Annotated in this window: 11 protein-coding genes and 1 riboswitch; of the genes, 9 read left to right on the top strand and 2 right to left on the bottom strand. The window is 75.8% G+C overall.

Translation table 11 applies throughout. From position 1 onward, the window contains the following. Positions 1-94: 94 nt before the first annotated feature. Positions 95-226: riboswitch (TPP riboswitch) on the top strand. Between the two features lie 86 nt (positions 227-312). Genes ACFVXN_RS17910 through ACFVXN_RS17900 form a run of 3 tightly spaced genes read left to right on the top strand, consistent with a single transcriptional unit; the run spans position 313 to position 4260 of the window. Next, on the top strand, positions 313-1404 hold the full coding sequence (locus ACFVXN_RS17910; RefSeq protein ID WP_389235701.1) for a thiamine ABC transporter substrate binding subunit: 1092 nt from the start codon (positions 313-315) through the stop codon (positions 1402-1404). A gap of 10 nt (positions 1405-1414) precedes the next feature. Further along, positions 1415-3139: an ABC transporter permease gene (locus ACFVXN_RS17905; RefSeq protein WP_389235698.1), complete on the top strand. Its 1725-nt coding sequence runs from the start codon at positions 1415-1417 to the stop codon at positions 3137-3139. Further along, positions 3136-4260: an ABC transporter ATP-binding protein gene (locus tag ACFVXN_RS17900; protein WP_389235695.1), complete on the top strand. Its 1125-nt coding sequence runs from the start codon at positions 3136-3138 to the stop codon at positions 4258-4260. The genes ACFVXN_RS17905 and ACFVXN_RS17900 overlap by 4 nt, the downstream gene beginning before the upstream one ends. An 18-nt stretch (positions 4261-4278) precedes the next feature. Here ACFVXN_RS17900 and ACFVXN_RS17895 read toward each other — a convergent pair whose 3' ends face one another. Next, entirely contained in the window at positions 4279-5406 is a 1128-nt protein-coding gene (locus ACFVXN_RS17895) for a GNAT family N-acetyltransferase (protein ID WP_389235692.1), read from the bottom strand. Between the two features lie 113 nt (positions 5407-5519). On the opposite strand from ACFVXN_RS17895, the gene ACFVXN_RS17890 reads away from it, so the two are divergent. From ACFVXN_RS17890 to ACFVXN_RS17875, 4 genes are all read left to right on the top strand, one after another. Further along, a complete protein-coding gene (locus ACFVXN_RS17890; protein ID WP_389235689.1) occupies positions 5520-6152 on the top strand; it encodes a hypothetical protein in 633 nt (210 codons plus the stop codon). 77 nt (positions 6153-6229) lie between these two features. Beyond that, positions 6230-7468, top strand: a complete 1239-nt coding sequence (locus tag ACFVXN_RS17885) for an Nramp family divalent metal transporter (RefSeq protein WP_389235686.1) — start codon at positions 6230-6232, stop codon at positions 7466-7468. A gap of 200 nt (positions 7469-7668) precedes the next feature. Then, positions 7669-8319 carry a TetR/AcrR family transcriptional regulator gene (locus tag ACFVXN_RS17880; protein ID WP_389235683.1) on the top strand — a complete coding sequence of 217 codons (651 nt, stop codon included), beginning with the start codon at positions 7669-7671 and terminating at the stop codon, positions 8317-8319. Between the two features lie 54 nt (positions 8320-8373). Next, the gene (locus ACFVXN_RS17875; protein ID WP_389235680.1) at positions 8374-9213 is read left to right on the top strand and encodes a class II glutamine amidotransferase; all 840 of its coding nucleotides are present in this window, start codon (positions 8374-8376) and stop codon (positions 9211-9213) included. 57 nt (positions 9214-9270) lie between these two features. On the opposite strand, the gene ACFVXN_RS17870 is transcribed toward ACFVXN_RS17875, so the two are convergent. Next, positions 9271-10782: an SDR family NAD(P)-dependent oxidoreductase gene (locus ACFVXN_RS17870; protein WP_389235677.1), complete on the bottom strand. Its 1512-nt coding sequence runs from the start codon at positions 10780-10782 to the stop codon at positions 9271-9273. Between the two features lie 158 nt (positions 10783-10940). On the opposite strand from ACFVXN_RS17870, the gene ACFVXN_RS17865 reads away from it, so the two are divergent. Beyond that, positions 10941-11897 carry a cold-shock protein gene (locus ACFVXN_RS17865; RefSeq protein WP_389235674.1) on the top strand — a complete coding sequence of 319 codons (957 nt, stop codon included), beginning with the start codon at positions 10941-10943 and terminating at the stop codon, positions 11895-11897. Positions 11898-12003: 106 nt separating this feature from the next. After that, on the top strand, positions 12004-12873 hold the full coding sequence (locus ACFVXN_RS17860; protein WP_389235671.1) for a GyrI-like domain-containing protein: 870 nt from the start codon (positions 12004-12006) through the stop codon (positions 12871-12873). Positions 12874-12885: the final 12 nt, after the last annotated feature.

Here is a 12885-nt window from a genome sequence, read left to right as displayed (position 1 = left end):
GGCCCGGTGCTGCCCTCACGCTAGTGCCGCCGCCCCCGCGCCGCAGGTCACCGGGCCCGTGCGGGACGCCCGCCGGACCGGGTGTAGCCTCGGCCCCGAACGACAGGGGAGCGTCCCGGGCGTCACCGCAGGTGGCACCCGACCGACGCTGAGAGTGCGGACGGAACCGCAGACCCTCGAACCTGATCCGGTTAGCACCGGCGGAGGGAGTCGGGAATCTCAGCCACCTCGTGCCGTCGTGCCCCGTGCTCGCGCGCGGGTGCGCGTCCGGGACGGGACGGCCCCCTCGGTGCACATCGAGGAGGAACCACCATGACGCGCACGCGTGCGCACCGCCGGACGCTCCGGCACACCGCCCCGGCCGCGCTGGCCGCCACCGCCCTGGCCCTGACGGGCTGCTCGGTCGCCGGGGGTGCGTCCGACGACGCGTCGACCGGCGCCGCCGGCGGGACGGTCACGCTGGTCACGCACGACTCGTTCGCGCTGAGCGACGGGCTGCTCGAGCAGTTCGAGGCGGACACCGGCCTGACCGTGCAGCAGGTCGCCCCCGGCGACGGCGGCGCGCTGGTCAACCAGCTGATCCTCACCAAGGACGCCCCGCTGGGCGACGTCGTCTACGGCATCGACACGACGTTCGCGTCGCGGGCGATCGACGAGGGCGTGCTCGCCCCGTACACGTCGTCGGCGCCCGCCGCCGCCGACGCCGCGGCGTACGCGCCGGACGACTCGGGCTCGCTGACCGCGGTCGACGTCGGCGACGTGTGCCTGAACGTCGACCACGCCTGGTTCACCGCGCAGGGCGTGCCCGAGCCGACGACGCTCGAGGACCTCACCCAGCCGCAGTACCGGGACCTGACGGTGGTCACCAACGCCGCGACGAGCAGCCCGGGCCTGGCGTTCCTGCTGGCGACGGTCGGCGCGTTCGGCGAGGACGGCTGGCAGCAGTACTGGACCGACCTGACGGCGAACGGCCTCAAGGTCGCCGAGGGCTGGTCCGACGCGTACTACACCGACTTCTCCGGCGGCGGTGGCGGCGGCTCCCGGCCGATCGCCCTGTCCTACGCGTCGTCCCCGCCGGAGACCGTGCCCGAGGGCGGCGACGAGCCGACCACCGGGGCGCTGCTCGGCACCTGCTTCCGGCAGGTCGAGTACGCGGGCGTCCTCGCGGGCGCGCAGAACCCCGAGGGCGCGCAGCAGCTGCTCGACTGGCTGCTGTCCGACGAGGTCCAGGCCGACATCCCGGGCTCGATGTACATGTACCCGGTGAGCTCCGCGGTGGACCTGCCCGAGGAGTGGGCGCGGTGGGCCCCGCAGGCCGAGCAGCCGATCGAGGTGCCGCTGGCGGACATCGCCGAGCACCGCGACGAGTGGGTCCGCGACTGGACCGACCTCGTGATCGGCTGACGGCGCGACGATGAGCACCTGGGCGCAGGCGTCCCCGACCGGCACCGCCCGGCCGGGGACGCCCGCGCGCCCGGGCGACCGGGTGTGGGCGTGGGGCCGCGCGGCGGCGTGGGCGCTGGCCGCCGTGGTGCCGCTGGTGTTCCTCGGGGTGTTCTTCGCCTGGCCGGTGCTGACGCTCGTGAGCCGCGGGTTCGTGGCCGACGGGGCGCTGGACCTGTCCGGGTTCGCCGAGGTGTTCGCGCGGCCGCGCACCTGGCGGATCGTCGGGCTCACGCTGGCGCAGGGCGCGATCGGCACGGCGGTGTCCGTGCTGCTGGGCGTGCCCGGCGCGTACGTGCTGTACCGGTGCCGGTTCCCGGGCCGCGGGGTGCTGCGGGCGTTCGTGACCGTGCCGTTCGTGCTGCCGACCGTCGTGGTCGGCGTCGCGTTCCGGGCGCTGCTCCGCGAGGGCGGACCGCTCGGGTTCCTGCACCTCGACGGGACGTTCACCGCGATCGTCGCGGCGCTGGTGTTCTTCAACTACGCGGTCGTCGTGCGGACCGTCGGCGGCCTGTGGGAGCGGCTCGACCCGCGGCCCGAGCAGGCCGCCCGGTCGCTGGGCGCGTCGCCCGCCCGCGCGTTCTGGACGGTGACGCTGCCCGCGCTGACCCCGGCGATCACCTCGGCCGCGTCGCTGGTGTTCCTGTTCTGCGCGACGGCGTTCGGCACGGTGCTGGTGCTCGGCGGGCTGCGGTTCGGGACCGTCGAGACGGAGATCTGGATCCAGACGACGCAGTTCCTCGACCTGCGCGCCGCCGCGGTGCTGTCCGTGGTGCAGGTCGTGGTGGTCGTCGCAGCGCTGGCCGTCGCCGGTCGGGCCCGGGCGCGACGCGAGCGGGCGCTGCAGCTGGTCGGCGAGCCCGAGCCCGGCACCCGGCAGCCGCACCCGCTTCCCGCCGCGGTCACCGCCGTGACGCTGCTGCTGATCGCGCTGCCGCTGGGCGCGCTGCTGCTCGGGTCGCTGCGCACCGGCGACGGCTGGGGGCTTGACCACTACCGTGCGCTCGGCACGACGGGCGGGCGCAACGCGCTGACCGTCACCGTGTGGGAGGCGCTGGGCAACTCGCTGCGGGTCGCCGTGGACGCGACGCTGCTGGCGCTCGTGGTCGGCGGCCTGGTGGCGCTGGTCGTCTCGCGCCGGCCCCGACGGCCCGGGGCGCGCCGGGCCGTCGGCGTGCTCGACGGGGTGTTCATGCTGCCGCTCGGGGTGTCCGCGGTGACCGTCGGGTTCGGCGCGCTGCTCACGCTCGGGCACCCGTTCGGGATCGCCACCGACCTGCGCAGCACCGGCGTGCTGGTGCCGGTCGCGCAGGCGGTCGTCGCGGTGCCGCTCGTCGTCCGGTCGCTGCTGCCGGTGCTGCGGGCGATCGACCCCCGGCTGCGCGAGGCCGCGGCCACGCTCGGCGCGGCGCCCGGCCGCGTGCTCGCCACCGTGGACGGCGCCCTGGTCGCCCGGTCGGTGGGCCTCGCGACGGGGTTCGCGTTCGCGGTGTCGCTCGGGGAGTTCGGGGCGACGTCGTTCCTGTCCCGGCCCGACCGGCCGACGCTGCCGGTCGTGGTGTTCCGGCTGATCGGGCAGCCGGGCGCCGACAACTACGGGATGGCGCTCGCGGCGGGCGTGGTGCTCGCGCTGCTGACCGCGGGCGTGATGGCGCTCGCGGAGCAGCTGCGCGGGCCGGTGGGAGGAGAGCTGTGACGGACCAGGTGACCAGCCCGACGACGGCCGGGGCGACCTCCGCCCCCGACGCCCGCGCGGCCGGGCTGGCGGTGCGCGACCTCGTCGTGCGCTACCCGGGCGGGCGCGGGTCCGCGGGCGTGGTCGCCGTCGACGGCGTGACGCTCGACGTCCCCGCCGGCGAGGTGCTGGCGCTGCTCGGCCCGTCCGGCTGCGGCAAGTCGTCGCTGCTGCGCGCGGTCGCGGGGCTGGAGCCGCCCGCGGGCGGGTCGGTCCGGTGGGCCGGCGGCGACGTCGCGGGGGTCCCGGTGCACCGCCGCGGGTTCGGCCTGGTGTTCCAGGACGGCCAGCTGTTCCCGCACCGGGACGTCGCCGGGAACGTGGCCTACGGGCTGCGTGACCTCGACCGCCGCGCACGCGCCGAGCGGGTCGCGGAGCTGCTGGACCTCGTCGGACTGCCCGGGTACGCCCGGCGCCCGGTGGCGACCCTGTCCGGCGGCGAGCGGCAGCGGGTGGCGCTCGCCCGGTCGCTCGCCCCCCGGCCCCGCCTGCTGCTGCTCGACGAGCCGCTGTCCGCCCTGGACCGGTCCCTGCGCGAGCGGCTGGCGGACGACCTGCGCGAGGTGCTGGTCGCGACCGGCACCACGGCGCTGTTCGTCACGCACGACCAGGACGAGGCGTTCACCGTCGCCGACCGGGTCGCGGTGATGGGCGGCGGGCGGCTGCTGCAGGTCGCCGCGCCCGAGGAGCTGTGGCGGCGGCCGGCGACCCGTGCGGTGGCGGAGTTCCTGGGGTACCGGACGTTCCTCGCGGGGTTGGGTGCGGGGCCGGTCGCGGGGCCGGGCGACGCGGGGCCGGGCGGGCCCGCCGACGCCGAGCTCGTCCCGGGCACCCTCGCCGTGGCGCCGGGCGGCTGGCGGGTGCTCGCCGCGGACGAGCCCGTGCCGGACGGTGCGCCGGTCCGCTCGGCGGTCGTCGCCGGTCGGCGCACCCGTCGCGGACGCGTGGAGGTCGAGGCGGTGCTCGAGCCCGAGGACGTGCGCGTCACCGCCGCGCTGCCCGCGAGCGGCACGGACCCGGCGGCGGGGGACCGGGTACGGCTGGTCGCCGACGAGGGCGCGGTGGCGGTCGTCGGGGGCTGAGCCGGCGCCCCTGCCGTCTCAGCCGAGCCGGAGCTGCCACTCCCCGGAGCCGCCCGCCGGCCGGAACCCGAGCGCGACGTTGATCGCGAGCATGTGCGCGTTCTCCTCGGCGTTCCAGGTCCCGATCCGCCGGGCGCCGGGCTGCACCTCGGCGAGCCGGGCCAGGTTGGCGGTCTTCACCAGCATCCCGAGCCGGTGCCCGCGGTGCTCGCGCAGGACCAGCGTGTCGTCCTGGAACACGAACTCGTCGGAGTCCGGGCGGCTGACCAGCGACGTGTACGCCACGAGGTCGCCGGTCGGCTGGTGCAGCGCCGCCGCGACCCGGTAGGGCATGCCCCGGTCGACGTAGGTCTGCTCGGCGGCGCGCACCCGGGCGGCGTCCCAGACGTCCTCGCGCAGGTCGAGGCCGCCCTTCGGGGCGTCGGTGCTCATCCGGGTCTGGAGATGGGCGAACTGGTCGACGAGCTCGTCGGGGCAGCGCGCCTCCCACCGGACCACCCGGTAGTCCGGTCCCGCGGCCCGTGCGGCCGCCGCGGCGTGGCCGGCCAGCACCGGGGCGTCGACCGGCAGGTCCAGCACCGACCGCCGGACGACCTGCTCCAGCGTCCAGCCGCGGTGGGCGAGGAAGGCGACGCCCCGGTCGTCCGCGCGGACCCGGCCGGTGCCCGTGCTCGGGGCGAGCGTCCCGGGGCCGGCGTCGGGCTCGGCGGCGTGATCGGACGAGGCGGTCAGGGTGCTGCGGCCGTGCGCGCGGGCGGTCGCGATCACCAGGTCGTGCAGCGCCGCGCCGATGCCGCGTCCCCGGTGCGCGGGCCGGACCTCGACGCCGGCCGAGCCGGTGTGCGTGTTGTCCTGCCGCGGCAGGTCGAGGACGGCGCGCCCCAGCACCCGTGCGGGGTCCGGCGGCCCGGCCTCCGGCGGCGCGTCGAGCGCGACGAACCGCAGCCTGGTGACGTACTCCTGGTCGCGCAGCGCCGCGAGCTGCTCGCCGGCCACCCGGGCCTCGTCGCGGGTGCCCCAGGTGTCGAGCAGCACGTCGTTGACGGCGTCGACCATGCCGTGCAGCAGCCACGCGTCGGGGGCGTCGAGGTCGGTGGGCAGCGGGAGCGGGACCAGGACGGGTGCCGTCCGCGGGTCGGCGGTCATCCGGCCATGCTGCGCGCGGTCGGGGTGCGGGTCGAGCGATTTCGGGCCGGGTCCCGGGTTGTCGGAGCGTCGCTACGGATACCTCCGGGCCTGGCGGGCGGTACCTTCTCGCCATGCCAGTGCTGGAGATCATCGGGTGGGTCGGGTCCGCGCTCGTCGTCGTGTCGCTGATGCAGGCACGGGTGCTGCGGTTCCGGTGGATGAACCTCGCGGGGTCCGCGATCGCCGCCGGGTACAACGCGGTCGTCGGGATCTGGCCGTTCGCGGTGATGAACGCGGTGATCGCGGTGATCGACGTCTACTGGCTGTGGCGTCTGACCCGGGAGCGGCACGACGCGGACGTCTACCAGGTGGTGCCCGTCGGTGCGGCCGACCACTACCTGCGGCACGTCGTCGGCGTGCACGCCGAGGACATCGCCCGGTACTACCCGTCGTTCCGCGGTGCGGCGGAGGCGGACGGCCGGTGGGCCTACCTGGTGCTCCGGGGCGACGAGACCGTGGGCGTCGTCGTCGTCCGCGACGCCGGCGACGGGGTCGGCGAGGTCGAGCTCGACTACGTGACGCCGCGGTTCCGCGACTTCACCCCGGGTGAGTTCGTGTACCGCCGCAGCGGGGCCTTCGACGGCACGGGGCTGCGCGCCCTGGTCGTCGCGCCGGACGCCCGCGACACCGGGGACTACCTCGAGCGGGTCGGGTTCCGCCAGGAGGACGGGCGCTGGCGCCGCGAGGTGGTCACCGCCGCCTGAGCCCGCGCGACCGGCGGAGGGGCTCGGGCGCGCCCGTGTGCCTAAACTGAGTTCGGACATCCGAACTTGGAGGTGCGGTGAGTACGAAGACCGAGCGGCGCGCGGGGGTGCGCCGCCCCGTCCTGCCCCTGCTGGGCCCGGCGTTCGTCGCGGCGATCGCCTACGTCGACCCCGGGAACGTCGCGGCGAACCTCACCGCCGGCGCCCGGTACGGGTACCTGCTGCTCTGGGTGCTGGTCGCCGCGAACGTCATGGCCGTGCTGGTGCAGTACCAGTCGGCCAAGCTCGGGATCGTCACCGGCGACTCGCTGCCCGGGGTGCTCGGGCAGCGGCTGCGACGCGGGCCCCGGCTGGCGTTCTGGGCCCAGGCCGAGGTGGTCGCCGCGGCCACGGACATCGCGGAGGTCGTCGGCGGGGCGATCGCGCTGCACCTGCTGTTCGGGCTGCCCCTGGTCGCCGGCGGGCTGGTCGTCGGCGTGGTCTCCATGCTGCTGCTCGCCACCCAGAACCGGTACGGGCAGCGACGGTTCGAGGCGCTGGTGGCGGCGCTGCTGCTGGTCATCGTCGTCGGGTTCCTCGCGGGGCTGCTGGTGGGGCCGCCCGACCCGGCGGGGATGCTCGCGGGCCTGGCGCCGCGGTTCGCCGGCACCGACTCGGTGCTGCTCGCCGCGTCGATGCTGGGCGCGACGGTGATGCCGCACGCCATCTACGTGCACTCCGCGCTGAGCCGCGACCGGTTCGGCCGCACACCGGCGCCCGAGGAGCGGCGCGGTCTGCTGCGGGCGACCCGCTGGGACGTCGGCTCGGCGCTGACCGTCGCCGGGACGGTGAACATCGGGCTGCTGCTGCTGGCCGCGGCGAACCTGCGCGGGGTCGAGGGCACCGACACCATCGAGGGCGCGCACGCGGCGATCTCGTCGGCGCTCGGCGGCGGCATCGGCGTGGTGTTCGCGGTCGGGCTGCTCGCGTCGGGGCTCGCCTCGACGTCGGTCGGCTGCTACGCGGGCGCGGCCGTGATGGAGGGGCTGGTGCACCGCCGGGTGCCGCTGCTGGTCCGGCGCGCGGTGACGCTGGTCCCCGCGCTGGTGCTGCTCGCGGTCGGCGCGGACCCGACGTGGACCCTCGTGGTGAGCCAGGTGGTGCTGAGCTTCGGCATCCCGTTCGCGGTGATCCCCCTGGTGCGGCTCAACCGGGACCGGGCGCTGATGGGCGAGCACGCCAACGGCCGCCGGCTGCAGGCGGTCCTCGTCGTGGTGGTCGCCCTGGTCGTCGCCCTCAACCTCGCCCTGCTGGCCCTCCTGGCCACCGGCGCCTGAGCCTCTCCTGTTTCCGTAGCCCCACTCCCACAACCCGCCCCCACCTGCGCCTGCGCGCTGCACGAGTGGTCACGACACGCGGGTCCAGACCCCGCGACGCCCGCGTGTCGTGACCACTCGTCGGCCGCGCGTCCCGGGGAGGGGAGGAAGTCGGAGTGGCGCTACCGGAAGGAAGTGGTAGTGCTGCTACGGTTACCGGCGTGAGCAGCGGAGACGGGCGGACGCGGCGGGCTGCCGCCTCGCGGGGGCGGATCGCCGACGCCGCCACCGGGCTGTTCGTCGCGCAGGGGGTCCCCGGGACCGCGATCACCGCGATCGCCCGCGAGGCCGGGGTCGGCGTGCAGACCGTCTACTACTCCTACCCCACCAAGGCCGACGTGCTCGTGGGCTGCCTCGACCGCGCGGTCGACGGCGCCGACCGCCGGGACGCCGCACCGGACCTGGCCGACCAACCCTGGGTCCGCGCCGTCGCCGCCGAGCCCGACCCGGTGCGCCGCCTGTTCCTGCACGTCCGCGGGGCCGCCGAGCTGATGGGCCGCGCGGGCCCGGTGCTCGACCTCGTCCGGCTCGGCGCCGCGGGCGAGCCCGTGCTCGCCGCCGCGTGGGACCGCGACGAGACCCGCCGCCGCGCGGTGCACCGGGTGCTGGTCGACGCCTGCGACCGCGACGGCGTGCTGCGGTCCGGTCTCGACGCGGAGCAGGCCGTCGACCTCGTGACCCTGGTGCTCGGGCCCGAGACGTGGAACGCGCTGGTGCGCCGGGGCGGGTGGAGCGGCCTGGCGTGGGTGCGGTGGGCGCACCGGACCCTGCTCGCCGACCTGGTGCCGTCCCGGTTCGAGGCGGACGCCTAGCGCTGCGAGGCCCGGCGGGACAGTGGAGGCGCCCACCCCGACGAGGAGGTCGACATGTGCCGGTGGATCGCCTACACAGGCTCACCCGTGACGCTGGACGAGCTGCTGTACAAGCCCGAGCACTCCCTGGTCATGCAGAGCAGGCAGAGCCTCCTGGGCTCCGAGCCGATGAACGGCGACGGGTTCGGTGTCGGGTGGTACGACGAGCACTCGCCGATCCCCGGCCTGTTCCGGAGCGTCGAGCCGGCGTGGAGCGACCAGAACCTCCGCGAGCTCGCCCAGCACATCCGGTCGGGCGTGCTGTTCGCCCACGTGCGTGCGACGACCGGGTCCCCGGTGCAGCGGACGAACTGCCACCCGTTCCGCCACGGCCAGTGGCTGTGGATGCACAACGGGATGATCGACGGGTTCAGCGCGCTGAAGCGGGACCTGCAGCTCGCGGTCGACCCGTCGCTGTACCCGCTGATCGAGGGGTCGACGGACTCGGAGACGCTGTTCTACCTGGCGCTGAGCGCGGGCCTGACGGACGACCCGCCCGCGGCGGTCGCGGCCGCGGTGGGGCTGGTCGAGGAGGTCGCCGCCCGGCACGGCGTCCACTACCCGGTGCAGGGCACGGTCGCGACGACCGACGGGCAGCGGCTGTGGACGTTCCGGTACTCCTCCGAGGGCCGGTCGCGGTCGCTGTTCCGCAACCGCGACGTCGCCGTCCTGCGCGCGCAGTACCCGGACAACCCGGTGCTGCACGGGCTCGCCGACGACACGCGGCTGGTGGTGTCCGAGCCGCTCGGCGGCCTGCGCGGGGCGTGGCTCGAGGTGCCCGAGAGCTCGTGCCTGGTCATCGCCGACGGGGCCGAGGAGCTGCTGCCGTTCGCGCCGGCGCTGTCCGCGGCGTGACCGCCGCGCCGGTCACCACCGCGCCGGTCACCGCCGTGCCGGTCACCACCGCACCGGTCACCACGGCGAGCGGGCGTAGTCCTTGAGGAAGCAGCCGTACAGGTCCTCGCCGGCCTCGCCGCGGACGATCGGGTCGTACACCCGCGCGGCCCCGTCGACCAGGTCGAGCGGCGCGTGGAACCCCTCCTCCGCGAGCCGGACCTTGGTGTGGTGCGGCCGCTCGTCGGTGATCCAGCCCGTGTCCACGGCGGTCATGAGGATGCCGTCGGCCAGCATCTCCGCGGCGCTCGTGCGGGTCAGCATGTTGAGCGCGGCCTTGCTCATGTTCGTGTGCGGGTGCCCGGGGCCCTTGTAGCCGCGGGAGAACACGCCCTCCATCGCGGACACGTTGACGATGTACGTCCGGCGGGCGGGCGACGCCGCGAGGGCGGGGCGCAGGCGGCTGACCAGGATGAACGGCGCCGTCTGGTTGCACAGCTGCACCTCGAGCAGCTCCATCGGGTCGACGGCGTCCACGGTCGCGACCCAGCTGTTCGTCTCGGCGACGTCGGGGACCAGGCCGCCGGCGTCGATCGACGTCCCGGCGACCAGGCGCTCCAGGCTGGCGGCCTCGGCGGTCAGCGACTGGGCGGCGAGCTCCTCGGCGGCGGCGCGGGCCGCGCGCTCGATCGCCAGCGCCGGGCTGGTCAGCTCGCTCACGGACCCGGCGAGCGCGCGCGGGTGGGCGTCGCTGGTGTGCCCGAACGTGGTGATCATCCGGGTGCCCTCGCCGGACAGCGGGGCCTGCTCGGCCTCGGTGATCCGGGAGTACGCCCCGGGGAGCCGGCGCACCGTCTGGGCGGCGTTGTTGATGAGGACGTCCAGCGGCCCCTGCGCGGCGACGTGGTCGGCGAGCGAGACCACCTGGGCGGGGTCGCGCAGGTCGATGCCGACGACGTGCAGCCGGTGCAGCCAGTCGGCGGCGTCCGGCATCGCGCTGAACCGGCGGACGGCGTCCTTCGGGAACCGGGTGGTGATGGTCAGGTCCGCGCCGTCCCGCAGCAGGCGCAGGGCGATGTACATGCCGATCTTCGCGCGGCCGCCGGTCAGCAGCGCCCGTCGGCCGGTGAGGTCGGTGCGGGCGTCGCGCTTGGCGTGGTGCAGCGCCGCGCAGTCGGGGCAGAGCTGGTGGTAGTGGGCGTCGACGACCGTGTAGTCCTGCTTGCAGACGTAGCAGGGCCGCGGGCGCAGCAGCGTCCCGGCCACCGCACCGGTCGCGGCCGAGGTCAGCGCGAGGCCGGCGGTCTCGTCGTCGATGCGGCCGGGGCTCCCGGTGGCGGTCGCGGCGACGACGGCGGCGTCGGCCGCGGAGATCGCGCGGTGCCGCTCGCCGCGGCGGTGCTTCTTCGCCGCCTTGTAGAGCCAGGACGACGCCCGCCGGGCCGCGGAGTGCTGCGGGTGCTCCTTGGGCAGCGCGGCGACCTGGTCGACGACGCGCAGGAACGTCGCGAAGTCCTCGGGGTCGATGCCGGGCTGGTCGGCGGGGGTGTCGCCGGCCTGCGGTGCCGGCTCGGTGGTCTGCGCGCTCATGCGCCGTCCGTCCTGGGTGGGGAGAGCTGCCGCGGTCGCGCGGGCCCGGAGAATCGTACGCGTGCGGCGCGCAGGGCCCGCGGTGCGGCCGGTCACACCGCTGCGCCCGCAGGGGGGACACTGGGGGGAGCATCTGCTGCCGTCACGAGGAGTCCGAAGTGCCCCAGGGAACCGTCCGCTGGTTCGACGCCGAACGAGGCTTCGGCTTCCTCGCCCGCGGCGACGACGCCGAGGACCTGTTCGTGCACGCGTCCGAGATCGTCGACGGCGACGGGACGCGCGCCCTCCGGGAGGGCCAGGAGGTCGAGTTCGAGGTCGGCGAGGGCGACCGCGGTCCGCAGGCGCGGCGCGTGCGGGTCACCGCCGAGGCCCCCGCGAGCACCCTCGGCGTGCTGGGCACGGTCGCCTGGTACGAGTCGACCAAGGGCTACGGCTTCGCGACGGTCGACGGCGGCGGCGAGATCTTCGTGCACAGCTCGGCGATCGTCGGGGGCGGTGTCGTCACCGAGGGGCAGCGCGTCGCGTTCCTCGTGGTCGACGGGGAGAAGGGGCCGCAGGCGGACCACCTGCTGCCGCTCGGGCCGCAGGCGGGCCGGCAGGCGACGTCCGACGGCGCCGACGGCACCGTGGTGTTCTTCGACGTCGCCAAGGGCTTCGGGTTCGTCACTCCCGACGACGGCGGCGAGGACCTGTTCGCGCACGCGCGGTCGCTGGTCGGCGGCGCCACCGAGCTCGTCGAGGGCGACCGCGTGAGCTACCGCGTCGCCGACGGCGAGCGGGGCCCGCAGGCGCAGGACGTGCGGATCGTCGGCGGCCAGCAGCGCCGGGGCCCGTCGGGTCCGTCGCGCGGCGGTCACGGCGGTCAGGGCGGGTTCGGCGGAGGTCGGCAGCAGGGCGGCGGCCGCGGCTCGGCGCGCGGCGGCGAGGGCACGGTCGCGCGGTACGACGCGGACCGCGGCTTCGGCTTCATCTCGCCCGACGACGGCGGCCCGGACCTCTTCGTGCACGTCTCGGTCGTCCGGGACGGCGAGGTCCTCGAGGAGGGCGACCGCGTCCGGTTCCAGGTGCGGCAGAGCGACCGCGGGCCGCAGGCCGACCGGGTGGACCTGGTCTGAGGGGGCGCCGGCGCGTCCCTCCCCTGCCGGGCTGATCGCATCGGGCCACGACGATCGGGTCGAGGCACCCGTGCGGGCGTCAGGGTGGACCGCGGAAGGGAGCACCGTGATCGCCTCGCTCAACCGGCTCGTGGACCTCGTCGAGGACGATCTCGCCGGGGATCTCGACGTGGCCCGCCTGGCCGTCGCCGTCGGCACGACGGAGTACCACCTGCGTCGGATGTTCTCGTCGCTGGCGGGGATGCCGCTGTCGGAGTACGTGCGCCGACGGCGGATGACGGTCGCGGCGGCTGAGCTGGTCACCGGAACCGGTGACCTCCTCGGCGTCGCCGTGCGGTCCGGCTACGGGTCGGCGGAGGCGTTCGGCCGGGCGTTCCAGGCCGTCCACGGCATCGGTCCGGGTCGCGCCCGGCAGGACGGTGGCCCCTTCCGCGCCCAGGCCCGTCTCAGGTTCCGCCTGACCGTCGAAGGAGCTGTCCCGATGGACGTCCGACTCACCACCCTGCCCGCGCACCGCCTCGTGGGGCACGCCGCGCGCGTCCCCCTCGTGCACCACGGCGTCAACGCCGCCGTCCAGCAGCACGTCGCGTCGATCGACCCTGCCGAGCACGTCCGCCTGAAGGCGATCGGCGACGCCGAGCCCCGCGGGTTGCTCGCGGTCAGCACCGACCTCGACCCGGACCGCCGGGAGGGCACCGGGCTGACCTACCTGCACGGCGTCGCCGTGTCGGACTCGGTGGAGGTGCCCGGCGACCTGGACGTGCTCGACGTCGACGCCGGTGCCTGGGCCGTGTTCCGCGCCGCGGGTGCCTACCCGGACGCCCTGCAGGCGGTGTGGGCGGCCACCGCGACCGAGTGGTTCCCGTCCAACCCGTGGCGGCTGCGGCCCGGCCCGGAGGTGGTCGCAGTGCTCGACCGGGCGGCGGACTTCAGCACCGCGACGGTGGAGCTCTGGCTGCCGGTCGAGGAGGCCTGAGCCCGTCGAGGT

The sequence above is a fragment of the Cellulomonas sp. NPDC058312 genome, assembly GCF_042880135.1.
In the GTDB taxonomy this organism is placed as follows: Bacteria; Actinomycetota; Actinomycetes; order Actinomycetales; family Cellulomonadaceae; genus Cellulomonas.
Note: the sequence above shows the minus strand (reverse complement) of the source record. Positions and strands in the feature narration are given on the sequence as shown.